We start from the raw sequence: 24,310 nt of genomic DNA, 5'->3' as shown, positions 1-24,310 counted from the left end.
CCCGGTGCTGGTCAAGCGGGGTATCGACCTCGCGGTGGGTGCGCTGGTGGAGCATCTGCAGTCGGTGGCGCACCTGGTGGAGACCGAGGAGGACTTCGCCCACGTGGCCGGCATCTCGGCCAACGACGACGTGATGGTCGGCCGGGTCATCGCGCGGGCGCTGCACACCGTCGGCGAGACCGGCATCGTGACCGTCGAGGAGGCCGCGCAGTACGGCATGAGCGTGGACTTCGTGGAGGGCTTCGAGTTCGACAACGGCTTCATCTCGCCGTACCTGGTCACCGACCCCGGCCGGCTGGAAGCGATCCTCGATGACCCGTACATCCTGCTGACCAACGAGAAGATCACGCAGGTCCAGCAGCTGATGCCGGTGCTGGACAAGATCATGCGCGAGCCCCGGCCGCTGGTCATCCTGGCCGAGAACGTCGAGGGCTCGGCGCTGTCCATGCTGGTGCACAACCACGTCAACGGGATCTTCCAGGCCGTGGCGGTCCGTGCGCCCGGCTTCGGTGACCGGCGGCTGCGCAAGCTGGAAGACATCGCCGCGGTCACCGGTGGCGCGGTGGTCAGCAAGCACTCCGGGTTCTCGCTGGAGACCATAACCCTGGAGCAGCTGGGCCGGGCCGGCCAGGTCCGCGTCACGGCCGACCACACCGCCATCATCGGCGGCGACGGCTCGGCCGAGGACGTCGACTTCCGGCTGGGACAGCTGCGGGCCGAGCTGGAGCGGGCCACGTTCGGCATCGACGCGGACGTGCTGAGTGAGCGGATCGGCGCTCTGTCCGGCAAGGTCGCGGTGATCCGGGTGGGCGCACCCACCCCGGCCGAGCTCAAGGAACTCCAGCACCGGGTCGAGGACGCGCTGGCCGCGACCCGGGCGGCGATGGCCGAGGGCATCGTGGCCGGCGGCGGCGTCGCGCTCCTGCACGCCGCGACGGCGCTGGACGAGCTCGAGGTCACCGACGACTACGCGATCGGCGTCGAGATCGTCCGGCGGGCGCTGTCCGAACCGGCCCACCTCATCGCCTCCAACGCCGGCTACTCCGGCCAGGAGGTGGTGGACAAGCTGTCCGGGCTGGGCGTCGACGAGGGCTTCGACGCGCTGCAGGGCCGGTACGGGAACATGCTCGAGATGGGCATCATCGACCCGCTGCGGGTCTGCCGGTCGGCGCTGCAGAACGGGGCGTCGGTGGCCGGGCTGCTGCTCACCACCAACACGCTCATCGCCGAGGAACAGACGCCCTGGGGTGGCAGCCGGGCGTTGATGACCGAGTTCGGGCAGCTCGACGAGGGGCTGCACCAGCCCTCGCCGGACTCCAGTACACCGCAGTCGCTCGGACTCGGGCCGTCGGTCGGCTGACGTGCCGGCATCTCCGGTGACGCCGGCGGGGGAGTTCCCCGCCGGCGCCACCGCCGCCGTCCCGGAGACCCCGGCGCTGCCACTGTCCACATTGGAGCAGTTGCGGTCCCGGGGCCGGGTGCGCGGACTGGTCGCGCTGCTCGGGCCGGCCTTCGTGGCCGCGGTCGCGTACGTCGACCCGGGCAACTTCGCGACCAACATCGCCGCCGGCGCCCGGCACGGGTACGCGCTGGCCTGGGTCGTGGTGACCGCGAACGCGATGGCCATGCTGGTGCAGTACCTGTCGGCGAAGGCCGGCATCGCGACCGGGATGGACCTGCCCGAGCTCTGCCGGACGTACTTCCGCCGGCCGGTCTCGCGCGGGCTCTGGGTCCAGGCCGAGATCATCGCGATGGCGACCGACCTGGCCGAGTTCGTCGGGGCCGCGATCGGGCTGAACCTGCTCTTCGGGGTGTCGCTGTTCCCGGCCGGGCTGATCACCGCGGTGGTCGCGTTCGCGGTGCTGGCGCTGGAGCAGCGCGGGCACCGCCGGTTCGAGCTGGCGATCACCGCGCTGCTCATGCTGGTGCTGCTGGGCTTCGCGTACGACCTGCTCGCGGTCGGGGCCCAGCCGGCGTCGCTCGCGGCCGGGCTCGTACCCAACTTCGCCGGGGACGGCAGCGTGCTGCTGGCGGCCGGCATCATCGGCGCCACGGTCATGCCGCACGTGGTCTACCTGCACTCCGCGCTGACCAAGGCCCGGGTGGCCTGCCGGGACGACGGCGAGCGGCGGGAGCTGCTCCGCTTCACCCGGGCCGACGTGCTGATCGGGCTGGGCCTGGCCGGGGCCATCAACCTGACCATGCTGGTCGTCGCGGCGTCGCTGTTCGGCCGCCCAGGGCGGTCCTCCTTCACCACGGTGGACACCATCGAGGCCGCGCACGCCGGGCTCGGGCAGCTCGTCGGCGGCGGGGCCGCGCTCGCCTTCGCGGTCGCGCTGCTGGCGTCCGGGCTGTCCTCGTCCTCCGTCGGCACGTACGCCGGCCAGGTCGTCATGCAGGGCTTCATCCGCCGCCGGATCCCGCTGCTGCTGCGCCGGGCGCTGACCATGCTGCCGGCGCTGGTCGTGCTGGGACTGGGGCTGCCGGCCACCGACAGCCTCATCGTGTCCCAGGTCGTGCTGTCCTTCGGGGTGCCGTTCGCGCTGGTGCCGCTGGCGCTGCTCACCCGGCGCCGGGACGTGATGGGTCCGTTCGTCAACAAGCCCGCAACCACCTTCGCTCTCTCGGCCGTCGCCGCGCTGATCATCGCGCTCAACGTGGTACTGCTGTGGGAGACGTTCGCCTGAGGGGTCTTGGTAACCATGTACGCGTTGTCCGAGCTGGGCCGGTTCTCCCTGGGGCTGCTGGCCGCCGGGGCCGCCGGCGTCCTGTTCATGCTGGTCTACCTGCGCGCCTGTGCCTGGGCGGACTGGGAGCTGATGACCTCGCGGGTGCGGCGGCGGGTGCACGTCTGGGAACGGCGGGCGCCCTCGGTGGTGGCCGGATCCGCGCTGCTCGCGGGGATCGGCCTGCTGCTCGGCCTCGTGGACGGCCTCACGTGAGCGCCCCGACGGCGGTCCGGACGCTGAGCACCCCGGCCGCGGCCGCGCTGGCCGACCTGGCCGCGACGTTCGAGGAGCTGCAGACCGTGCTGGGCTGCTGCGAGCGGCTGGTCGCCGGGCTGGCCGCGCCGGCCCAGGACGAGGTCGTCATCGAGTCGCTCTGGACCACGACCCTGCTCTCGTACGGGCGGTGCTTCGTGCCCGGGCCGCGGGGGATGGGGCTGACGGCCGAGGACGTGAAGGCGACCGCGCTGGAAGGGGCGGTCGAGGACTGGCACGACCTGCTGCTGCGGATGCGGGAGCACTTCGCCGACCCGGCGACCGACCCGCGGGAGCGGTTCTCCGTCGGCGTGTCCCGCAACTCCGACGGCACGGCGGCCGGCATCGCGGTGACCTCGGTGCGGCAGCCGCTGGTGGACGAGACGACGGTCCGCCAGACCGGGGCGCTGGCGTACGCGCTGCTGAGGCTGGTCAACGACCGGATCGGCACCCAGCAGCAGCTCGTCTTCGACGCTGCCGGCACGATGACCGCCCTGCAGCTCGACCGCCTCCCCGAAGTGGAGGTCGCCGAGTCCTGATCGGCGCCCCCAGCTCGGGGCCGGTTCAGTGGGCGGGGGTGGACTCCGGCTCGTTCGAGGGCTGCTGCTCGGCTGCGTGGGGGGCGCGGAGATAGACGAAGACGGCGGCGACGGCGAGGACGGCGGCGCCGGTCAGGACGGCGGCGGAGACGCCGTCGACGAAGGCGTGCCGGGCGGCGTCGGCGAGCTGCTGCCCGGTCGCGCCGAACCGGGTGACCGCGTCGGAGGAGACGAACGCGATCGAGGACCGGGCGCCGTCCGCCACCGGCGCGGGCAGGCCGGTCAGCGCGGGAGCCAGGCTGTCCCGGTAGCTGGACAGCAGCAGGCTGCCGAGCACGGCGATGCCGAGCGCGCTGCCGAACTCGCGGGACAGGTCGTTCATGGCCGAGGCCACGCCCTGCTTGGACTCCGGCAGCGACGCGGTGATCGCGGTGGTGGCCGGGGTGCCGGCCAACCCCATGCCGATCCCGAACAGGACCAGGCCGAGGTAGAACGTCACCGGGTTGAACTGCACGTCCAGCAGCGACATCACGCCGAGCCCGGCGGCGATCGAGAGCAGGCCCAGCGCCGCGATCCGGTTGGTGCCGAACCGGTCGGCCAGCCGCGGGGCCAGCCGGGCGCTGGGCAGCAGGAGGAACGGCAGCGGCAGCAAGGTCAGCGCGGCCAGCAGCGGGCTGCGCCCGACGACGAACTGCAGGTACTGCAGGACCACGAAGAAGAACCCGAACGCGGCGAAGAACTGCGCGGTCGCCGAGAGCGAGCCGGCCCCGAACCCGCGCAGCCGGAACAGCCGGACGTCCAGCAGCGGCGCCGGCGTGGCCAGCTCCCGCAGCACGAACCCGATCAGCGTGACCACCGCGACGGCGCCGGCGACCAGCGTGACGGCCTCGGCCCAGCCGCGGTCGGCGCCCTCGATGATCGCGAACACCAGGCTGGAGACGCCGACCAGCGAGAGCACCGCGCCGGGCACGTCGAGGCGGGGGCCGCGGGCGTCGCGCGAGTTCGGGATGACGGCCAGCGTGCCGACGAGGGCGAGCGCGGCGAGCACGACGTTGAGGGCGAAGAACGAGCTCCAGGAGAAGAACTCGAGCAGGATGCCCGCGCCGAACAGGCCGATCACCGCGCCGCCGCCGGCGATGCCGACCCAGACGCCGACCGCCCGGCCGCGCTCCTGCGGCGGGAACGACGTGGTGATCACCGACAGCGTCGTCGGCATGACCGCGGCCGCGCCGACGCCCATCAGCATCCGGGCCACGATCAGCTGGGCCGGCTCGTCGATGGTGACGGCCCAGGCGGCCGCGGCCCCGAAGAGGGTGAGCCCGATGGTGAGGACGCCCTTGCGGCCGTACCGGTCGCCGAGCGCGCCGGCGAACAGCAGCAGCCCGGCGAACACGACCGTGTACGCGTCGACGATCCAGGTCAGCTGGGTCTGGCTGGCGCCGGTGGAGCGGGCCAGGTCGGGCAGCGCGACGTTCAGGCCGCTGACCGCGGACACGACCATCATCAGCGCCAGGCCGACCACGACGAGGACGGCCCGGCGGCGGGCGGGGGGCAGGTGCGCGGGGGTCACGGGACGCTCCTCGGGCCGTAGAAATTCCGTACGTGCTGTATTCTGCACGTACAGAATTCACTTCGTCAATGGGTACGGTGAGGTCATGATCGGTGGGGAGCCGCCGCGGGCCCGGACGGGACGGCGGCCGGGGGACAGCGGGACGCGCGACGCGATCCGGGACGCGGCCCGCCAGCAGTTCGCCCGGCAGGGGTTCGACCGCACGTCGATGCGCTCGGTCGCGCTGGAGGCCGGGGTCGACCCCACGCTGGTCAGCCATTTCTTCGGGTCCAAGCAGCGGTTGTTCGCCGAGGTCATGCAGCTGCCGTTCGACCCGGCGCAGGTGCTGCCGCACATCCTGGCCGGGGATCCGGCCGGGATCGGCGCCCGGCTGGCCGGGTTCGTCGTCTCGGTGCTGTCCCACCCCGAGGGCTACGAGCGGATGACCGGCCTGATCCGGGCCGCGGCCAGTGAGGACGCGGCCGCGGTCGCCGTCCGCGAGCGGGTCAGCCGGGACATCCTCGCGCCGCTGGCCGCCGGCCTCGGCTCGGACGAACCGGAGCTGCGCGGGTCGCTGGCCGCGTCCCAGGTGGTCGGCCTGGTGATGGCCCGCCACGTGGTCAAGATCGAGCCGCTGGCCAGCCTGCCGCCGGATCGCGTGGCCGCCCTGATCGCCCCGACCCTGCAGCGCTACCTGGTCGACCCGCTGCCCTGACCAGGTCGGGCCGCCGCATCGGCGAGGGTCGGGTCACCGGTCCGCCCTGGGGGCGTCCTCCCGGACGGGCGGTGGTCCCGGGGGGCGGCCAGGTGGGGTGGCGACCGGGGGCGGGGCGCCGACCAGCCGGCCGCGGACCGCCCGCAGCAGCACGGTCGAGCGGGCCGTCACCGGCAGATCGATCCCGGCCGCCGGCCGCCCCGCCCCGGCCGGCGGGAACCCGTCCGGATAGGTGGTGTCCACGACCACGTCCCACCCGCTGGCCCAGGGCAGCCCGGGCAGCGCGAACGTGGTGTCCTCAGGCCCGGCGTGCAGCACCAGCAGGTACGACTCGTCCGAGAGCCGTTCCCCGCGCGGCCCGCGCTGCCGGATCCCGTCGCCGTCGAGGTACATGCCCAGGGTCCGCAGGTCCGGCGAGTGCCATTCCCGCTCGGTCATCTCGGTGCCGTCCGTGCGCAGCCAGGCCAGGTCCTTGCGCCCGTCGCCGCCCGGCACCGGCCGGCCGGCGAAGAACCCGCGCTGCCGCAGCACCGGCGACTCCCGGCGCAGCTCCAGCAGCCGCCGGGTCAGCGCCAGCAGGTCGGCCACCGCCGGTTTGTCCACTCCTGCCCAGTCCACCCAGGACACCTCGTTGTCCTGGCAGAACGCGTTGTTGTTGCCACCCTGGGTCCGGCCGATCTCGTCGCCGGCCAGCAGCATCGGCACGCCGGTCGACAGCAGCAGGGTCAGCAGCATGTTGCGTACCTGCCGGCCGCGCAGCGCCGTCACCGCCGGGTCGTCGGTCTCGCCCTCGACCCCGCAGTTCCAGGACCGGTTGTGGGACTCGCCGTCCCGGTTGCCCTCGCCGTTGGCCTCGTTGTGCTTCTCCTCGTACGAGGCCAGGTCGCGCAGCGGGAAGCCGTCGTGCGCGGTGACGAAGTTGATGCTGGCGAACGGGCGCCGGCCGTCGTCCGCGTACAGGTCGGAGGATCCGGTGAGGCGGTAGCCGAGGTCGCGCACCCCGATCCGGTCGCCGGACCAGAACGACCGCACGGTGTCGCGGTACTTGCCGTTCCACTCCGTCCACAGTGGAGGGAACTCGCCGACCTGGTAGCCGCCCTCGCCGACATCCCAGGGCTCGGCGATGAGCTTCGTCCGGGACACCACCGGGTCCTGGTGGATCACGTCGAAGAACGCGGACAGCTTGTCCACGTCGTGGAAGGAGCGGGCCAGCGCGGAGGCGAGGTCGAACCGGAAGCCGTCCACGTGCATCTCGGTCACCCAGTAGCGCAGCGAGTCCATCAGCATCTGCAGCACGTACGGGTGGCGGACGTCGAGGGTGTTGCCGCAGCCGGTGTAGTCCATGTAGCGGCGCCGGTCGTCGGCCAGCAGCCGGTAGTAGCCGGCGTTGTCGATCCCGCGGAAGCAGAGCGTCGGCCCGGTCTCGTCGCCCTCGGCGGTGTGGTTGTAGACCACGTCCAGGATGACCTCGATGCCGGCCGCGTGCAGCGTCCGCACCATCGCCTTGAACTCGCGCACCTGCTCGCCCGGCGTGGCCGCGTACGCCGCGTGCGGGGCGAAGTAGCCGATCGTGTTGTAGCCCCAGTAGTTGGTCAGCCCGCGCCTGCGCACGGCCGGCTCGGTGACGAACTGCTGGGTCGGCAGCAGCTCGACCGCGGTGACGCCCAGCCCGGTCAGGTGCTCGATCGCGGCCGGGTGGGCCAGCCCCGCGTACGTCCCCCGCAGCGGCTCGGGCACGCCGGGATGCCGCTGGGTGAAGCCCTTCACGTGCAGCTCGTAGATGACCGTGTCCTCCCACGGCGTCCGCGGCCGGGTGTCGTTGCCCCAGGGGAACGAGTCGTGCACCACCACCGAGCGGGGCACGTACGGCGCGGAGTCGCGACCGTCCACAGTGTCCGATCGCGGGTCGCCGGCGAAGCCGTACACGGCCGGGTGCGGGGTGAACTCACCGTCCACGGCCCGTGCGTACGGATCGAGCAGGAGCTTGTCCGGGTTGTAGCGCAGGCCGTCCCGCGGCCGGTACGGCCCGTGCACGCGGTAGCCGTACCGCTGGCCCGGGCCGACCCGGGGCAGATAGCCGTGCCAGACGTGGTATGTCGTCTCGGTCAGCGGGATGCGGGTCTCGGACTCGGCCTCGCCGGCCCGGCTCTCGCCACCTCGGCCCCCGCCGGAGAACAGGCAGAGCTCGACCGCCTCGGCCCCGGCCGACCAGAGCGCGAAGTTCGTACCCTCGCCGTCCCAGGTGGCGCCGAGCGGCTCGGGTCGGCCGGGCCAGGGCGGGTCGCCCGGGCCGGGCACGTCGAGCAGCGGATCGCGACGGGTCACACCGGCATCCTGCCCGACGCGCCCACCGGGTGTACGACGGTGCCGCGACCCGGTGGTTGGATATCCGCGTGGTGAGCGCTGCGGACCAGGACACCGTCATCCGCATGACGGGTGTCGGTGTCCGGCGCGGCCGATCCCACCTGCTGCGCTCGGTCGACTGGACCGTCGAGCTGGACGAGCGCTGGGTCGTGCTCGGGCCCAACGGCGCCGGCAAGACCACGCTGCTGCAGCTGGCCGCGGCGCAGCTGCACCCGACCACGGGCACGGTCGAGGTGCTGGGGGAGCGGCTCGGCTCGGTCGACGTGTTCGAGCTGCGGCCGCGGATCGGGCTGACCAGCGCCGCGCTGGCGGCCCGGGTGCCGGGTGCGGAGACCGTGCTCGACGTCGTGGTCAGCGCCGGCTACGCGGTGCTCGGCCGGTGGCGCGAGGACTACGACCTGCTCGACACCGGCCGGGCCCGGCACCTGCTCTACCAGCTCGGCGTGCAGGGGCTGGCCGAGCGCCGGTTCGGGACGCTGTCGGAGGGCGAGCGCAAGCGGGTGCAGATCGCCCGCGCGCTGATGACCGACCCCGAGCTGCTGCTGCTGGACGAGCCGGCCGCGGGCCTGGACCTGGCCGGCCGGGAGCAGCTGGTCGGCCGGCTGGCCGCCCTCGCCGCCGACCCGGACGCGCCGACGATGGTGCTGGTCACCCACCACGTCGAGGAGATCCCGCCGGGAGTCACGCACGCGCTGCTGATGCGGGGCGGGCTGGTCGTCGCGGCCGGGCTGCTGACCGACGTGCTGACGGCGGACCTGCTCAGCGTGACGTTCGGGATGCCGCTGGCGCTCGACCGGCACGCCGGGCGGTACGCAGCGCGAGCAGCACTGTGACCGCCGCGACCGCGATCCAGATCCCGTAGCGGACCTGGTCGGCGGCGGTCAGGTCGCGGTCGTCGGGGAGCAGCAGCGCGGCCGGCCAGTGCAGCCGCAGGTCGTCCGGGGCGAGCACCCACCGGGTCTGCCCGAAGTAACCGGTGACCAGCAGCACGACGTAGTAGACGACACCGAGCGCGCCCAGCCCGGCGGCGGTGACCCGGACGGACCGGGTCGCCCGGGTCAGCCAGGCCAGGATGATCAGCACGGCCAGCGGCAGCACCACCACGAGCTGGCGGCCCGGCCACCAGAACCCCTGCATGGTCAGCGCCACCCAGGTCGCGGTGCCGTACCCGGCCAGCAGCGGCACGGTCAGCGCGGCCCAGTGCGGCGGACGGCGGTGGAGCAGCACGGCCAGCGCCGGCAGCAGCAGGAACCAGGCCGGCTGCCAGGCCGCGATCCCGAAGTCCCGGTCGACCAGCAGCCCCAGCAGCCGGATCGTGCGACCGGGATAGTCGGGCTGGAAGCCGATCACGCCGAACTCGCCCGAGCCCTGGAAGGCGTCGCCGCTGGCGTACGCGGTGATGCCGCCGTAGATGGCCTTGTGCACGGCCAGGTAGACCACGCCGCCGGCCGCGAGCCCGCCGGCGAGCAGCACGGTCGCCCGGATCCGGCCGGCCCGCAGCAGGCCGGCCGCGGCGACCAGGACCAGCGCGACGCCGACCGGGGCGTACTTGACCGAGAGCCAGGGCATCGCGATGACGGCCAGCGCGAACGTGGTCAGCGTCCGGGCGGCCGGGCGGGGCGCGGTCAGGGCGGCGAGCGCGACCAGCGCGGCCAGCGCGCCGGGCAGCTCCGGGTAGACCTGCTGCCCGTACACGGCCAGGGGGGAGGTGCAGGTGGCCAGGGCGACGCCCGGCCCGGCCAGCCCGAGCGGGACGCCGAACCGGCGGACCGCCGTCCACAGCAGCAGCGCGGCCAGGATCCCGGCCAGCACCGCGAGCGTGAGCTTGGCCGCGAGCCAGCCGCCCAGGCCCATCGGCACGGCCAGGATGACCGGCAGCAGCGGGTCGTGCGGGGACAGCTGGCTGCCGTCCGGGCGGGTCGCGGTCTGCACCGGCAGGTCGCTGTCGTGGAAGGCGAGGAAGCGCCGGGCCGCGAGCTCGTCGGAGATGTCGAGGTCGTGGTCCTCCCAGAGGGAGAGCGCGGAGAGCAGGTACTGCGGCTCGTCCACGGCCGCCTGCCCGCCGTACGTGGAGGGGACGCCGGCGCCGAGGCCGGCCGCGAGCACCGTGAGTAGCCCGACGATCAGCATCGCCATCGTCAGCCGCCCGGGAACGGCCGGGGCGTCCTGCTGCAGCGTCAGGCTCACGCCACGAGGACGGGCTCGACCGCGGCCGCGACCTGCCGGGCCACGAGGTCGTCGAGGTCGGTCACCGGCACGAACCCGAGCGTACGGCCCAGGCGGGTGGTGTCGGCCCAGGTGGCCGCCGGCTCCACCGCCGCCGCCGGCTCGACCACCAGGTCGGCCGCCTCGGCCAGCACCCGGCAGACCGCCGCGGCCAGGTCGGCCAGCGTCCGGGGACGCCCGGTGCCGACGTTCAGCGGGCCGGTGACGTCGCGCTCGGCCGCGAGCCGGGCCGCCCGGACCACGTCCCGGACGTCGGTGACGTCGCGGGTCCGGTCGAGGGAACCGAGCACCCGGATCGGCCGCCCGGCCCGGACCGCGGCGATCCAGCGGGCCAGCGCCATGTCCGGCCGCTGCCCCTCGCCGGCCACCGTGAACGGGCGCAGCAGCGCGACCGGCCGGCCGGCACAGAGCCGCTCCATCGTGGCCTTGCTGCGGGCGTACGCACCGAGCGGGCGCGGCGGGTCGTCCTCCCGCGACGGCCGGCCCGGGCAGTCGCCGTACACGGACGAGGAGGAGGTGACGACGAGCGGGGTCCGGTGCGGGACGAGGTCGAGGACGGCCGCGGTGGCGAGCACGTTGTCGCGGGTCCGGGCGGCGTCGGCGGTGAGCCCGGTGTCGCGGACGCCGGGGCGGCCGGCCAGGTGGAAGACCGCGTCGGCGGTGCGCAGGGCCTCGGCCACGGCCGGGTCGCCGGCGAGCAGATCAGCCTGCAGCGTCGTCACCCGCGCGCCGGCCGGCCCGGTCACGCCGAGGTCGGGGGCCCGGCCGGCGGTCGCGACGGGCCGGCGGTCGACGGCGACCACGGCCGTCCCGTCCGCGGCCAGCGCGGCGACCAGGGCCTGTCCGAGAAACCCGGCGGCCCCCGTGACGACGACAGCCATCCGACCTCCAGACCCTGACGCGAGCGGACTTAGGCTAGCCTTCCCTCACTATGCTCGTCACCCGGCCTCAGACGCTCCCGGTGCCGCGGCCGCGGACCTCGCGGCTGAAGCAGGCCCGCCGCTGGCTCGGGGTGCTGGCGCTGGCGCTCGCCGTCGGCTACCTGGCCACGGTCGTCGACTTCGGGTCGCTCGGGGCGGCGCTGGAGGCGGTCGGGCGCAGCCCGGGCGCGCTGCTCGGCGCCGTCGTCCTCTACGCCGGGGCGTTCGCGCTGCGCTCCTGGGCCTGGACCCGGGTGCTGCCGACCCTGCCGTACGGGCAGTCCTGGGCCGCGCTGCACGTCTCGCTGCTGGGCAACCACGTGCTGCCGTTCCGGCTCGGCGAGGCGCTGCGGGTGACCAGCGTGCTGCGCCGGACCGGGCTGCCGGCCGCGCCGGTCACCGCCTCCGCCGTCGCGCTGCGGGCGGCCGACCTGCTCGCCGTGCTGGCGCTGGCCGTCGTCGGTGCTCCCGCGGTCGCGAACGAGTTCGACGCCTGGGGCTGGGTGCTGGCCGCGGTCCTGCTCGCGGCCGGCGTCGCGGCCGTGGTCCTGCTGTTGCGGCTCAAGCGGCGTGGCGCCGCGGTCCGGATGCCCGGCCTGGGTGTCGCCGCGGCCGCGAGCGTGGCCTGGCTGCTGGAGGCGGCGGTGATGTGGGCCGCGGCGTCCGCCGCCGGGATCTCGCTCACCTATCCGCAGGCGGTCGCGGTCACCGCGGTGACGATCGCCGCGCAGACGATCGCGGTCACCCCCGGCGGCATCGGCGGCTACGAGGCCGCCGCCACCGCCGCCCTGGTCGGGCTGGGGGCCGGCCCGGGCGCGGCGCTGGCCGCCGCGCTGGTCGCGCACGCCACCAAGACCGCGTACTCGCTCGTGGTCGGGGGAGTCGCCCTGGTCACCCCGGCCCCGGGGTACTTCGGCCGGCTGCGGCTGTCCCGGGCGCTGCCGCCCCGGCCGGCCCCGGTCGAGCCGGCGCCGGACGCGCCGATCGTGGCGGTGATCCCGGTCTACAACGAGGAGGCCACCGTCGGCGACGTGGTCCGGCGGCTGCCGTCCGTGGCCTGTGGACGTCCGGTCCGGACGGTCGTGGTCGACGACGGCTCCACCGACGCCTCCGCCGAGCGGGCCCGGGCCGCCGGCGCCACCGTGCTGCCGCAGCCCCGCAACCTCGGGCTCGGAGCAGCCGTCCGCCGGGCGCTGGCGGAGGCGACCGCGCTGCGCCCGGCCTGCGTGGTCTACCTCGACGCGGACGGCGAGTACGCCCCCGAGGAGCTGGCCGTGCTGGCCGCCCCGGTGCTGGCCGGCCGGGCCGACTACGTGATCGGCTCCCGGTTCGCCGGCGGCGCCCGCCGGATGACGGCGCACCGCACCGCCGGCAACCGGCTGCTGACCCACTGGGTCCGCTGGATGACCCGCCGCCGCGACCTCACCGACGGCCAGAGCGGCTACCGCGCCTTCTCCGCCGACGCGGCCGCCGCGGCCGAGATCGTGCACGACTACAACTACGCCCAGGTCCTCACCCTCGACCTGCTCGGCAAGGGCTACGCGTACGCCGAGGTGCCGATCACGTACGCGTTCCGGACCAGCGGGAGCTCGTTCATCAGGCTCGGCACCTACCTGCGCAAGGTCCTCCCCGCCGTCCACCGCGAGCTCAACGGCCCCTGACCGGCGGGCCCGGCGGGCGGCCGTGCCCCAGTCCCAGGCGGAAGGGTCGACCCGAACGGGTCAGTCCTCGACGACGTGGGCGGCGAAGCGGGCGCGGGCGGCGGCCCAGAGGACGGGGTCGCGGGTGCCGTCGGGGCGCAGGGCGTCGACGGCGTCGAGGGCCTCGGCCATCGCGTGGTGGGTGTTGTCGTGGGCGAACAGGCCGAGGCGGCCGAAGGTGGTGATCCGCTCCAGCCCGTCGGCCCAGTCGTCCAGCGGGCGGAGCGCGTCGGCGTACCCGATCTCGTAGACGGGGTAGACGTGCGGGAGCCGGCGGACGTGCACGCCGCCGAGCCGGACCGGGGGCAGGCCGGTCGCGGCCAGGCCGGCGCGGACGATCGTGGCGAGCTCGTCGTCGGTGGCGGTCCAGACCGCGTCGCCGACCGCGCAGGGGATCTCGGCGCACAGGACCGTACGGTCGGCGGGGTCCTCGGGGCTGACGCGGTAGTTGGCCGGCTCCGACAGCCGCGTCACCGGGGTCTCCGGGCCGGGCAGGTAGTGCGCGTCGAACTCGGTCCACCGGCCGCCCTCGTGGACCAGGTAGACCAGCGCCATCGCCCGGAACGTCAGCCCGCTCGCGGGCACGTCCGCGCCGGCCAGCCGGGCCAGGATCGGCAGCGGCACCGTGGACAGGACGTGTCCGGTGTGGACGGACCGACCGTCCGCAGTGGACACCGTGACGCCGTCGGCGGCGGGCGTCACCGCGGTCACCTCGGCCCCGGTCTCGACCGTCGCGCCCGCCTTCGCGGCCGCCTCGGCCAGCACGTCGACGATCTGGCCGAAACCGCGGCGGGGGTAGTGGAAGAGCCGGCCCTGGCCGGAGGAGTCCCGGCGGACGATCTTGCGGGCGATGCCCCAGACGCCGCCGGAGCCGACCCGGCGGCGGGCCTGCTCGGCGTCGATCCGGCTGCCGGGAAGGCCCCAGAGCTTCACCGCGTACGGCCCGTAGAGGGCGCCGTGCAGCTCCGGTCCGATCGTGCCGCGCAGCATCGACTCGTACGACGACGGGTCCGTCTTGGTGACCGGGCCGGTCACGGCGTCGCGGGCGATGCGGGCCACGGCCCCGGGCGGCAGGGTGCGGGCGAGCTCGGCCGGGCGCAGCGGGAAGCCGACCCAGCGGCCGTACACCCGCAGCCGGCCGTGCCGGGGCCGGGTCTGCAGGTCCTCGCCGAGCAGCTCCCGGAGCAGGCCGAGCACCGCGGGCGGGCTGGCCGGGTGCAGCCGGTGGCTGCCCGAGTCGACCCGGATGCCGGCCACCTCGAAGGAGGCCGCCATCCCGCCGACGGCCGGGCCGCGCTCCAGCAGCAGCACCGACCGGCCGCGCTCGGCCGCCCGCATCGCCGCGGCCAGCCCGGCCGGCCCCCCGCCCAGCACCACCACGTCGACATCGACCACCGGCCGAGCGTAGTCAGGCGGTCTGTTGCCCGCGGTCGCGATACCGGGCGGTAGGGTCCAGGGCCAGGGCGAGAGGGAGGGGCAGCGGGTGGGCGAGTTGGTCAAGCTCGAGGTCGACGGCGGCGTGGGCACGGTCCGGCTCGACCGGCCCCCGATGAACGCGATCAACGACCAGCTGCGGACCGAGCTCGCCGAGGCCGCGCTGGAGGCGACCGCCCGGGCCGACGTCCGGGCCGTGGTGATCTACGGCGGCGAGAAGGTGTTCGCCGCCGGCGCCGACATCAAGCAGATGGTCACCGCCGGCTACGCCGAGATGGTCGAGCGGGCCGGCGCCCTGCAGTCCGCGCTGGAGCTGCTGGCCCGCATCCCCAAGCCGACCGTCGCCGCCGTGACCGGGTACGCACTGGGCGGCGGCTGCGAGCTCGCGCTGACCGCCGACTTCCGGGTCTGCGGCGACAACGCGAAGCTCGGCCAGCCGGAGATCCTGCTCGGCGTCATCCCCGGCGCCGGCGGCACCCAGCGGCTGGCCCGGCTCCTTGGCCCGGCCCGGGCCAAGGACCTGGTCTACTCGGGCCGGTTCGTCGGCGCCGAGGAGGCGCTGCGGATCGGGCTGGTGGACAAGGTCGTCGCGCCCGACGAGGTCTACTCGGCCGCGGTCGAGATGGCCTCGAAGTACGTCGAGGGCCCGGCGCTGGCGCTGCGGGCGGCCAAGGCCGCCATCGACGGCGGCCTGGACGTCGACCTGGACAGCGGGCTGCGGCTGGAGACCCAGCTGTTCACCGGCCTGTTCGCGACCGAGGACCAGACCATCGGGATGAGGTCGTTCGTCGAGAACGGTCCCGGCAAGGCGAAGTTCACGGGGAAGTGAACGAGCCCGGGCGGGCGCAGCGCGTCTCCCGCGAAGAGGTCGAGGCGGCCCGGGACGATCCGAAGCGCGCCAACATCCTCTACCACGACTGGGAAGCCGGCTCCTACGACGAGAAGTGGTCCATCTCGTACGACGAGCGCTGCGTGACCTACGCGCGCGGCCGGTTCGACCACATCGCCGGCCCGGTGGCCGAGCCCTACGGGCGGGCGCTGGAGATCGGCTCCGGCACCGGCTTCTTCCTGCTCAACCTCATGCAGGCCGGGGTCGCGAAGAGCGGCTCGGTGACCGACATCAGCCCGGGCATGGTCGAGGTCGCGCTGCGCAACGCCGCCGGCCTCGGCCTGGACGTCGAGGGCCGGGTCGCCGACGCCGAGACGATCCCGTACGGCGACGGCGAGTTCGACCTGGTCGTCGGGCACGCGGTGCTGCACCACATCCCGGACGTGGAGAAGGCGCTGCGCGAGGTCCTGCGGGTGCTCAAGCCGGGCGGCCGGTTCGTCTTCGCCGGCGAGCCGACGCGGTACGGCGACGTGATCGCCCGCCGGCTGTCCCGGCTGACCTGGTGGGCCGCCACCCGCGCGACCCGGCTGCCGGCGTTGTCGGCCTGGCGCCGGCCGCAGCAGGAGCTGGACGAGTCCTCCCAGGCTGCGGCGCTGGAGGCGGTCGTCGACCTGCACACGTTCGCGCCGGCGAGGCTGCGCCGGCTGGCGCACGCGGCCGGCGCCGTCGACGTCGAGGTCCGGACCGAGGAGCTGACCGCGGCCTGGTTCGGCTGGCCGGTGCGCACGTTCGAGGCCGCCGTGCCGCCGGGGAAGCTCGGCTGGGACTGGGCGATGTTCGCGTATCAGGGCTGGCAGCGGCTGTCCGCGCTGGACCGGCGGCTGACCCGGGTGGTGCCCGCGGGGCTGTTCTACAACGCGCTGGTGACAGGGTCGAGACCTGGCGACACGCGCACCTGAGGGTGTTACCGTGGCGGCCCGTTCAGAGTTTTAGGAGTGGCACGTGGCACAGGGCACCGTGAAGTGGTTCAACGCCGAGAAGGGCTACGGCTTCATTGCCGTCGAAGGTGGGGGTGCCGACGTCTTCGTGCACTACTCCGCGATCGCGACGAGCGGCTACCGGAGCCTCGACGAGGGTCAGAAGGTCGAGTTCGACGTGACCCAGGGTCAGAAGGGTCCGCAGGCGGAGAACGTCCGCCCGATGTAGTCGTCTCATCCCGGCGCCCCGGTCGGTTCGCCGGCCGGGGCTCCCGGCTGTCCGGGTACTGTTTCCCGATGGCTCGTCCCGCTCGGTTCCTCACCGTGGCCAGCCTGCGCTGGATCATCCGGCACCGGGCCTGGACCCCCTGGTATCTGGCCCGCTACTGGCGGTTCGCGGTGTTCAAGCTGCGCAACCCGCACGTCGTCACCGAGGGCTTCGTCTTCCTCGGCCGCAACGTGACGCTGGAGGCCCGCCGCGGGTACGGCCGGCTCATCCTGGGCCGCTGGGTGCACATCGGCAGCGGCAACAGCATCCGGTGCCACGAGGGAACGATGCGCATCGGCGACAAGTGTGTGTTCGGCAAGGACAACACCGTCAACGGCTACCTGGACATCGAGTTCGGCGCGGCCACCATCGTCGCCGACTGGGTGTACGTCTGCGACTTCGACCACGCCTTCGACGACGTGACGATCCCGATCAAGGACCAGGGCATCGTGAAGTCGCCGGTCCGGATCGGGCCGGACGTCTGGCTCGGCACCAAGGTGACCGTGCTGCGCGGGACCACGATCGGGCGCGGCAGCGTGATCGCGGCGAACGCGGTGGTGAACAAGGACATCCCGGCGTACTCGGTGGCGGTGGGGGTGCCGGCCCGGGTGATCCGGGACCGGATCGCCGACCACGAGGCGGCGGCGCTGCGGCGGGCGGCGCTCGCCGACATCGCGCGCAAGACCCGCCTCGCCTCGGAGTCGGCCCCCTAGACGGGGGCCTACCGGTCGGTAGGGTCCGGGGCATGGAGACGATCGAGGGTCACGGCGGCGACGTCGCGGTCGCCGCGCTGCGGGCGGCCGGGGTCGAGGAGATGTTCACGCTCTCCGGCGGGCACGTCTTCCCGGTCTACGACGCGGCGGTCCGGCAGAAGATGCGGATCGTCGACGTACGGCACGAGCAGACGGCCACGTTCGCGGCCGAGGGCACCGCGAAGCTGACCCGCCGGCCCGGGCTGGCCGTGGTGACGGCCGGTCCCGGGGTGACCAACTCCGTCTCCGCGGTGACCTCGGCGTACTTCACCGGGGTGCCGCTGGTCGTGCTCGGCGGCCGGGCCCCGACGGTGAACTGGGGCCGCGGCGGTCTGCAGGAGCTCGACCACGTGCCGATCCTCGCCCCGGTCACGAAGCTGTCCCGGACCGCGACGACCGGCGACGACATCGGCCCGGTGCTGCTGGCGGCCGCGCACACCGCGCTGTCGCCGCACCGGGGGCCGGTGTTCGTGGACGTCCCGATGGACACGATCTTCTCGCCGGCCTCGGCCTCGATCGCCTTCGAGCCGCCGGCGGCCGTGGCGCCCGACCCGGACGCGGTGGCCGCGATCGCCCGGCTGATCGCCGCGGCCGAGCGGCCCGCGATCATCGCCGGCGGGGACGTCTGGACCGGCCGGGCCGAGCAGGCGCTGCGCCGGGCCGCGGCCGCGCTGGACGTGCCGGTCTTCGCCAACGGGATGGGCCGCGGCTGTCTGCCCGCCGACGACCCGCGGGCGTTCTCCCGGGTCCGCGGGCTGCTGAAGAAGGAGGCCGACCTGGTCGTGGTCGTCGGCACGCCGCTGGACTTCCGGCTGGCGTTCGGCGACTTCGGGTCGGCCGCGGTGGTGCACGTCGCCGACTCGGCCGGCGGCGTCGCGACCCACCGGGAGCTGGCCGGCTCCGCGTCCGGCGACCTGGCCGCGATCCTCGACGGGCTGGCCGCCACCGGCGCCGGCCACGCGCCCTGGGTGGCCCGGCTGCGGGAGGCCGAGGACGCGGCCCGGGCCAAGGACGAGCCCCTGCTGGCCGGCGGCGGCCCGGCGATCCGGCCGCCCGCGGTCTACGGGGCGCTGCGGTCGCGGCTGGCCCGCGACGCGGTGGTCGTCGGCGACGGCGGCGACTTCGTCTCCTACGCGGGCAAGTACGTCGACTCGTACGAGCCCGGCTGCTGGCTGGACCCGGGTCCGTACGGGTGTCTGGGCACGGGGTTGGGGTACGCGATGGCGGCCCGGATCGCCCGCCCGTCGGCCCAGGTGGTCCTGCTGCTCGGGGACGGGGCGGCCGGGTTCTCGCTGATGGACGTGGACACGCTGGTCCGGCACGACCTGCCGGTGGTGATGGTGGTCGGCAACAACGGCGCCTGGGGGCTGGAGAAGCACCCGATGCGCCAGATCTACGGCTACGACGTGGCCGCCGAGCTGCGGCCGGAGACCCGCTACGACGAGGTCGTGCGGGCGCTGGGCGGGGGCGGGGAGACCGTCCGGGAGCCGGCCGAGCTGGGTCCGGCGCTGGACCGGGCCTTCGCCTCCGGGGTGCCGTACCTGGTCAACGTGCTGACCGACCCGGACGACGCCTACCCGCGCTCGTCCGTGCTGGCCTGAAAGCGGGCCCGGTCGACGATCGCGCGGGTGACCCGGCCGGTGGCCACGGTCGTGCCGTCCTGGGTGAGCCGCACGTCGAAGGTGAGCCTCGTACCGGCCTTGTAGACGAGCGTGGCCTCGGCCCGGACGGCGGCGCCGACCGGGGTCGGGGCCAGGTGGTCGAGCTCGACATGGGTGCCGACCGTGGTCTGGCCCGGCTTCAGGCAGCCGGCCGCGGCCGCGGCCGCCACGGTCGCGGCCTCGGCCAGGGCCAGCGCGCGGGGGGTCCCGAGCACGTCGACGTCGCCCGAGCCGAGGGCCCGGGCAGTGTCAGCGGTGGTCACCACCGTCTCGATCGTTGCGGAATCGGTCGGTTCGCCCACGCGCGCACCGTAGCGCAGGGGCCGTAGGCTGCCCGATCAAATGAGAAGGGCCGGGTCGGCGTGACCCGGGAAGGAGGCTGGATCGTGCGCACCGCACTACGTCGGGGTCGGCGTCTGGGCGCCTTCCTGTTGCTCGCACTGTCGGCGTGGTACTTGGTGCTGCGCCGGCGGTCGTCCGCGGTGCGGTGGGTGGAGCCGCCGCCGGTCCCGGTGCCGGCCGAGCCCGGGCCGCCGGGGGAGCTGCCGGCGGACGTGCTGGCGACCGACGCCGGGCTGACCGCGCTGCCGGACCCCGACGTGGACGCCGTCGAGCCGCCGGCCGGGACCGTGACGGTGGACGAGGCGCGGGTCGCGGAGCTGCTGGCCGGGTCCTCGGACGCGGACCTGGTCGTCGTCGAGGAGGCGGACTACGAGGACGCCCTCGCCGCGGCCGCCCCCGAGCCGACCGCCCCTCCGGAGACCCCCGCCGAGGTCGCTGCCTCGGCTGAGCCCGAGGCTTCGCCCGAGCCCGAGCCCGAGGCCGCTCTCGAGGCCATCCCCGGGGCGGACGGGGTGGACGAGGTGACGGAGACGCAGCTCATCGCGCCGACGGGGGTGGACGGGGAGACCGCGACGATCGCGCTCGGCGCCCCGGCGTACGACGACGAGGAGACCAGCACCCAGATCCCCATGCCGACGTTCAGCGAGATGCCGACCATGGAGATCCCCGCGGTCACCGACGACCTGCGCGCGGTCCGCGGCATCGGCCCGTCGATGGAGCGGATGCTGCACGGCCTCGGCATCGTCAGCTTCCGCCAGCTGGCCCTGCTCGACGGTGCCGAGCTGGAGCGCGTCCGGGCCGAGCTGAGCGACTTCCGGTCCCGGATCGAGCGCGAGGACTGGGTCGGCCAGGCCCGCGACCTGCACAAGGAGAAGTACGGCCGGGACCCGGGCTAGGACGACGCCCCGGTCAGCAGGTTGCCGTCGCGGACGACGAGCCGGGGTGCGGCCCGCCCGGACGCGTGCAGCGCCCGTTCCTGGGTGACCGCGAGCGCGTAGGTCGCGGCGGTCCGCTCGGCCACCCCGGCCCAGGTGTGCTCGGCCGCGAGCCCGGCCCGCCCGGCCCGCACCATCCGCCGGGCCCGGACCTGGTCGGCGAGCACGCCGTCGACCGCGTCGGCCAGCGCGGCCGGGTCGCCGGGGGCGAAGCGCACCCCGGTCCGCCCGTCGGCGACGATCTCGGCCAGCCCGCCGACGTCGGCCACCGCCACCGGGGTCCCGGCCGCGGTCGCCTCCAGCGCGACCAGCCCGAACGGCTCGTACCGGCTGGGGACGACGGCGCAGTCCGCCGCGGCGACCAGCGCGGCCAGGTCGGCGTCCGGCACGAACCCGGCGAACGCCACCGACCGCCCCAGCCGCAGCCCCCGGGCCTGCTCCCGCAGTTCCTCGGCCGCCGGCCCGGTGCCGGCCACGACCAGCCGCAGCCCCGGGTGCCGCCGCCGCAGCCGGGGCACGGCCGCGATCAGGTCCTGCACGCCCTTCTCGTGCACCAGCCGCCCTCCGTACGAGAGCAGCGGCCCGTCCCCGGCCCACCGCCGCCGGGCGGCCGCGACCTGGTCCGGCGCGACCTGCCAGCGCGCGACGTCGACCCCGTTGGGCAGCACGTCGACCTTCTCCGGCGGCAGCTCGAACAGCCGGGTCACCTCCCACCGCATGTACGCCGAGCACGCGATCACCCGGCGGGCCTCGTACGTCAGCCACCACTCGATCGAATGGATGCCACGGTTGAGCGGCCCGGGCAGCCAGCCCTGGTGCCGGCCGGCCTCGGTCGCGTGCAGGGTGGCGACCAGCGGGACGCGAAGGTGGTGCTTGAGCGTGGTGGCGGCGTGCGCGACCAGCCAGTCGTGCGCGTGCACGACGTCGAACGTCTCGCCGGCGCAGACCGCGAGCCCGGCCCGGGTCAGCGTGTGGTTGAGCGCCATCGTCCAGGCCAGCAGGTCGTCGGTGAAGCTGAGCAGCGACGGGTCCTCGGGCACCCGGACGACCCGCACCCCGCCGCGTACCTCGTCGTACGCGACCCCGGCGGTGCCCGGATGCCGGCTGACCACGGTGACCTCGTGCCCGGCCCGGACCAGCGCCTCGGCCAGCGCGTGCACGTGCCGGCCGAGCCCGCCGACGAGCACCGGCGGGTACTCCCAGGACAGCATCAGCACGCGCACCCGCGGCATGGTGCCACCCCGTGGCGCAGGGTGGGGAACGGACCCGGCGGCGGTCCCCTGCCGGGGGTGCCCATCACTTTCCGTATTCGTCAGCCGGATCCGGTCCACGAGGCTTACGCTCGCTCCCGCGTCCGCGGGCGCGCGGGCGTCTCCAGCAGCGGGACACTCGCCGAAAGGAAAGAGCACGGCCATGACCGACACGACGCCGGGCGTCCCGCCGGTCCCGCCGCCGCCGCCCAACACGGCCTGGCAGCAACAGACTCCCGACGCCGAGCCGTACGCGTCGCACGCCACCCTTCCGCTGCGGACGCAGCTGCCGAACGCCGCGGCGGATCGCCGGCTGGCGCCCGCCGTGCTCGTCCTCGGGATCGGCGCCGCGCTCGTCGCCGTCCTGCTCGTGGTGCTGCTCGCCCGCGCCTGAACCCGGTCAGCCCAGCAGCGGGAGCAGGCCCTCCGGCAGCAGCTGCGCCTCGTTGCGGCGGAACATGTCCACCGGCGCCCAGATCGCGGTCAGGTCCCCGCGCCGGCTGCGCAGCCGCGGCTGCGACCAGACCTGCGGGTCGGTGGTGGTGACCTCGTAGACCAGGACCAGCTCGTGCGCCTCGCGGCCGGCGAAGCGGTGGATGCTCTCCAGCGTCGCCATCGGCCGGACCTCGGTCAGCTGGATGGCGAAGTCGTCCAGCAGCGCCCGCCGGACCGCCTCGTGGCCGCGTTCGCCGAAGGCGATCTCGCCGCCCGGCGGCCGGTAGACCGTCCGGCCGCTGACCGGGTCGGGCAGCTCGGTGACCAGCATCCGGCCGCGGTCGGCCAGCAGCGCCACGGTCACCGCCCGGACCGACGGGCCGGCCGGCGGCGCGGTCGGGACCGGTCCGGCGCCGCCGAGGCCGACCATGCCCGGAGGCGCGCCGTACCCGCCCGGACCGCTGGCCGGACCGGCCGACTCGGCCTGGCCCTCGGGGCTGGAGCGCCACCGCAGCTCGGCCTCGACCAGGTCCAGGAACGCGTCGACCTCGTCCTCGTCGTACCCCCGGCTGCCGATCCGCGGCTTGCGGAAGGCGACCTGGTGCACCTCTTCGGGGTCGAGCTGGGGCAGGCCGCGGGTCTGCGAGAGCGCGTCGGTGATCTTCCGGAGGAAGTCGTCGACCTCGATCTCGTCGTACCCGCGGCGGCCGAAGGGGGGCTTCCCGAACTGCACGGATCGAACGTCGGACGCCTTGATCCGCTGTTCCGGTCGGCGCGCCGCAACGGCCTGACCCGCATATCCGTAGGCCATGGCGCCGGACACTACCGTGACCGGCCCGGCGCCGTCAGCCGCGCCCGCCCGGCTCAGCCGAGCGCGTGACCCAGCAGGCCGAGCGGCGGCGAGCCGAGGTCGAGCAGCGCGGCGTGGAAGCGCGGCAGGTCGAAGTCCGCGCCCCACTGCTCCCGGGCCTGCTCCCGCAGCGCCATGATCTCCAGCTTGCCCCAGGTGTAGCGCCCGTACGTCGGGTCGAACGTGCCCCGGCGGGCCTCGGACATGGCCCCCGGCCCGGCCAGGAACGCGTCCCGCTCGAACCGGCGGGCGGCCTCGGCGACGGTCATGCCCTCCGCGTGCAGCCCGATCGCGCAGGCCAGCCGGGTCACCCGCAGCAGCGCCTCGATCGCGACGCCGATGACGTAGCGGGGATCCTCGGCGTGGAAGCCCTCCTCGATCGCCACCTCCTCGACGTAGTGGGCCCAGCCCTCCACGAACGCGTTGCTGCCGAAGACGCGACGGGGTTCGCTGGGCGCGTGCCGCAGCGCGATCCCGTGCGAGAAGTGGCCCGGCGCGACCTCGTGCACGGTGATCGCCGGCAGCGTGGTCCGGCTGAAGATCTGCAGCCATTCCTCGCGGTCCTGCTCGGGCCACTCCGGCCGCGGCGGGGTCACCCAATACCAGGACGGGGTGTCGGGCTCGCCCGGCGCGGCCCAGGACATCATCGCCATCGCCCACTGCCGGGACTCCGGCGCCGGCCCGACCAGACAGGTCCCGTCCGAGTACGGCACCAGGCGGCGCTCGGTCGTCCAGGCGATGACCTCGTCGGTGAGCGCCTGGGCCTCGGCGATGACGCCCTCGGCGTCGGGGTGGTCGCGCTGCAGCTCGGCCACCAGCTCCGCCACCGGACGGCCCGGGGCGAGCCGCGCGCAGGCCTCGGTGAGCATCGCCGTCAGCCGGTCCCGCTCGGCGTCGGCCCGGGCCGCCATCGCGGCCAGGTCGACCTCGGTGGCCTCGGCCGCGGACAGCAGCAGGCTGAGCCCGTCGGGGCCGAGCGCGGCCGCCCCGAGCGCGCCGTCGCCGCTGTCGCCGGTGCCGGCCGCGGCCTCCAGGTGCGCGACCAACCGCTGCTGGGCCGCCAGCGCGGCCGCCTCGACCGGGTCGTCCTCGTCCAGCCCGGCGGCCAGCCCGCGGGCGCCGGGCAGGGTGGCGGCGGCGACCGCCGGCACGACCTCGTCCAGCGCGGAGATCGACGCGTCCACGGCCTGCGGCCAGGCGGCCAGGTGCCGGGCCCGGGCCGCGGCCCGTTCCGCGGCCGGCGCGTACTCCCGGTCGTAGCCGCCGACGTCGAGGTTCTCCACGTGCGGCATCGGGTTGCGGCGGTGCAGCCGCAGCTCCTCGAAGTACGCGCGGGTCTCGGCCTCCTTGGCCGAGACCAGCGCCTCGTCGTACGGGTCGGCCAGTGGGTCGCCGCCGAGCGCGGCCAGGCCCCGGCGGACGCCGGCCGGGGAGAGGTCCTGGACCTGCCCGTCGTACTCGTGCCGGCCGCTTCCTTCCCGGGCCCAGCTGACCCCGAGGTCGCAGAGGGCGCGCAGTCTCGGCTCCATGACGCGACCCTAGGGGATTCCGTTCGCGCGGCCTCCCACGGTCAGAGGGGCCGC

The 24,310-nt window shown here is 74.8% G+C and carries 23 protein-coding genes; 14 read left to right on the top strand and 9 right to left on the bottom strand.

Translation table 11 applies throughout. The features are described from left to right. The 4 genes from groEL to VGP36_05880 form a co-directional block, all read left to right on the top strand. The coding region (gene groEL, locus VGP36_05895) for a chaperonin GroEL (GenBank protein HEV7654256.1) at positions 1-1,360 on the top strand (1,360 nt) is incomplete at its 5' end. Between the two features lie 91 nt (positions 1,361-1,451). Next, positions 1,452-2,687: an Nramp family divalent metal transporter gene (locus VGP36_05890; protein HEV7654255.1), complete on the top strand. Its 1,236-nt coding sequence runs from the start codon at positions 1,452-1,454 to the stop codon at positions 2,685-2,687. 15 nt (positions 2,688-2,702) lie between these two features. Further along, the gene (locus tag VGP36_05885) at positions 2,703-2,942 is read left to right on the top strand and encodes a hypothetical protein (GenBank protein ID HEV7654254.1); all 240 of its coding nucleotides are present in this window, start codon (positions 2,703-2,705) and stop codon (positions 2,940-2,942) included. Next, on the top strand, positions 2,939-3,520 hold the full coding sequence (locus VGP36_05880) for a hypothetical protein (GenBank protein ID HEV7654253.1): 582 nt from the start codon (positions 2,939-2,941) through the stop codon (positions 3,518-3,520). The genes VGP36_05885 and VGP36_05880 overlap by 4 nt, the downstream gene beginning before the upstream one ends. A 25-nt stretch (positions 3,521-3,545) precedes the next feature. On the opposite strand, the gene VGP36_05875 is transcribed toward VGP36_05880, so the two are convergent. Beyond that, positions 3,546-5,090, bottom strand: a complete 1,545-nt coding sequence (locus VGP36_05875; protein ID HEV7654252.1) for an MFS transporter — start codon at positions 5,088-5,090, stop codon at positions 3,546-3,548. Between the two features lie 85 nt (positions 5,091-5,175). Here VGP36_05875 and VGP36_05870 point away from each other — a divergent pair, with 85 nt between their 5' ends. Further along, positions 5,176-5,784, top strand: a complete 609-nt coding sequence (locus VGP36_05870; GenBank protein HEV7654251.1) for a TetR family transcriptional regulator — start codon at positions 5,176-5,178, stop codon at positions 5,782-5,784. Between the two features lie 33 nt (positions 5,785-5,817). Here the strand turns inward: VGP36_05870 and glgX are convergent, their stop codons facing one another. Next, complete coding sequence (gene glgX / locus VGP36_05865) at positions 5,818-8,109, bottom strand: glycogen debranching protein GlgX (GenBank protein HEV7654250.1); 2,292 nt, start codon at positions 8,107-8,109, stop codon at positions 5,818-5,820. A gap of 104 nt (positions 8,110-8,213) precedes the next feature. Between glgX and VGP36_05860 the strand changes: the two genes are divergently transcribed. Then, positions 8,214-8,981 (top strand): ABC transporter ATP-binding protein, encoded by a 768-nt coding sequence (locus tag VGP36_05860; protein ID HEV7654249.1) that lies wholly within the window; start codon positions 8,214-8,216, stop codon positions 8,979-8,981. Here VGP36_05860 and VGP36_05855 read toward each other — a convergent pair. Together VGP36_05855 and VGP36_05850 are read right to left on the bottom strand one after the other, a co-directional pair. After that, positions 8,908-10,335: a hypothetical protein gene (locus tag VGP36_05855; protein ID HEV7654248.1), complete on the bottom strand. Its 1,428-nt coding sequence runs from the start codon at positions 10,333-10,335 to the stop codon at positions 8,908-8,910. The genes VGP36_05860 and VGP36_05855 overlap by 74 nt on opposite strands. After that, on the bottom strand, positions 10,332-11,255 hold the full coding sequence (locus VGP36_05850) for an NAD(P)-dependent oxidoreductase (GenBank protein ID HEV7654247.1): 924 nt from the start codon (positions 11,253-11,255) through the stop codon (positions 10,332-10,334). Before VGP36_05850 ends, VGP36_05855 begins: the two co-directional genes overlap by 4 nt. 80 nt (positions 11,256-11,335) lie before the next feature. On the opposite strand from VGP36_05850, the gene VGP36_05845 reads away from it, so the two are divergent. Beyond that, entirely contained in the window at positions 11,336-12,955 is a 1,620-nt protein-coding gene (locus tag VGP36_05845; GenBank protein HEV7654246.1) for a lysylphosphatidylglycerol synthase domain-containing protein, read from the top strand. Between the two features lie 60 nt (positions 12,956-13,015). Here VGP36_05845 and VGP36_05840 read toward each other — a convergent pair whose 3' ends face one another. Then, on the bottom strand, positions 13,016-14,389 hold the full coding sequence (locus VGP36_05840) for an FAD-dependent oxidoreductase (protein ID HEV7654245.1): 1,374 nt from the start codon (positions 14,387-14,389) through the stop codon (positions 13,016-13,018). 88 nt (positions 14,390-14,477) lie between these two features. Between VGP36_05840 and VGP36_05835 the strand changes: the two genes are divergently transcribed. From VGP36_05835 to VGP36_05815, 5 genes are all read left to right on the top strand, one after another. Continuing rightward, positions 14,478-15,257, top strand: coding sequence for an enoyl-CoA hydratase-related protein (locus VGP36_05835; GenBank protein ID HEV7654244.1), 780 nt, complete (start codon positions 14,478-14,480; stop codon positions 15,255-15,257). After that, positions 15,254-16,216 (top strand): class I SAM-dependent methyltransferase, encoded by a 963-nt coding sequence (locus VGP36_05830; protein ID HEV7654243.1) that lies wholly within the window; start codon positions 15,254-15,256, stop codon positions 16,214-16,216. The genes VGP36_05835 and VGP36_05830 overlap by 4 nt, the downstream gene beginning before the upstream one ends. Before the next feature lie 43 nt (positions 16,217-16,259). Continuing rightward, complete coding sequence (locus VGP36_05825) at positions 16,260-16,463, top strand: cold-shock protein (GenBank protein HEV7654242.1); 204 nt, start codon at positions 16,260-16,262, stop codon at positions 16,461-16,463. Between the two features lie 68 nt (positions 16,464-16,531). After that, positions 16,532-17,215 (top strand): acyltransferase, encoded by a 684-nt coding sequence (locus VGP36_05820; GenBank protein ID HEV7654241.1) that lies wholly within the window; start codon positions 16,532-16,534, stop codon positions 17,213-17,215. Between the two features lie 32 nt (positions 17,216-17,247). Then, the gene (locus VGP36_05815) at positions 17,248-18,855 is read left to right on the top strand and encodes an acetolactate synthase (protein ID HEV7654240.1); all 1,608 of its coding nucleotides are present in this window, start codon (positions 17,248-17,250) and stop codon (positions 18,853-18,855) included. Here the strand turns inward: VGP36_05815 and VGP36_05810 are convergent. Further along, positions 18,828-19,217 carry a hotdog domain-containing protein gene (locus VGP36_05810; protein HEV7654239.1) on the bottom strand — a complete coding sequence of 130 codons (390 nt, stop codon included), beginning with the start codon at positions 19,215-19,217 and terminating at the stop codon, positions 18,828-18,830. The genes VGP36_05815 and VGP36_05810 overlap by 28 nt on opposite strands. 189 nt (positions 19,218-19,406) lie before the next feature. Here VGP36_05810 and VGP36_05805 point away from each other — a divergent pair, with 189 nt between their 5' ends. Then, the gene (locus VGP36_05805) at positions 19,407-20,153 is read left to right on the top strand and encodes a hypothetical protein (GenBank protein HEV7654238.1); all 747 of its coding nucleotides are present in this window, start codon (positions 19,407-19,409) and stop codon (positions 20,151-20,153) included. On the opposite strand, the gene VGP36_05800 is transcribed toward VGP36_05805, so the two are convergent. Continuing rightward, positions 20,150-21,424, bottom strand: a complete 1,275-nt coding sequence (locus VGP36_05800; protein ID HEV7654237.1) for a glycosyltransferase family 4 protein — start codon at positions 21,422-21,424, stop codon at positions 20,150-20,152. The genes VGP36_05805 and VGP36_05800 overlap by 4 nt on opposite strands. Before the next feature lie 181 nt (positions 21,425-21,605). Between VGP36_05800 and VGP36_05795 the strand changes: the two genes are divergently transcribed. Then, a complete protein-coding gene (locus VGP36_05795; protein HEV7654236.1) occupies positions 21,606-21,836 on the top strand; it encodes a hypothetical protein in 231 nt (76 codons plus the stop codon). A gap of 6 nt (positions 21,837-21,842) precedes the next feature. Here the strand turns inward: VGP36_05795 and VGP36_05790 are convergent, their stop codons facing one another. Together VGP36_05790 and VGP36_05785 are read right to left on the bottom strand one after the other, a co-directional pair. Next, entirely contained in the window at positions 21,843-22,688 is an 846-nt protein-coding gene (locus VGP36_05790) for a DivIVA domain-containing protein (GenBank protein ID HEV7654235.1), read from the bottom strand. Between the two features lie 53 nt (positions 22,689-22,741). After that, the gene (locus VGP36_05785; GenBank protein HEV7654234.1) at positions 22,742-24,256 is read right to left on the bottom strand and encodes a DUF885 family protein; all 1,515 of its coding nucleotides are present in this window, start codon (positions 24,254-24,256) and stop codon (positions 22,742-22,744) included. Positions 24,257-24,310 lie beyond the last annotated feature (54 nt).

It is taken from the genome of Mycobacteriales bacterium, assembly GCA_035995165.1.
Classification (GTDB): Bacteria; Actinomycetota; Actinomycetes; order Mycobacteriales; family CADCTP01; genus CADCTP01.
The sequence above is the reverse complement of the archived record's forward strand: the minus strand, read 5'-3'. Positions and strand labels throughout refer to the sequence as shown.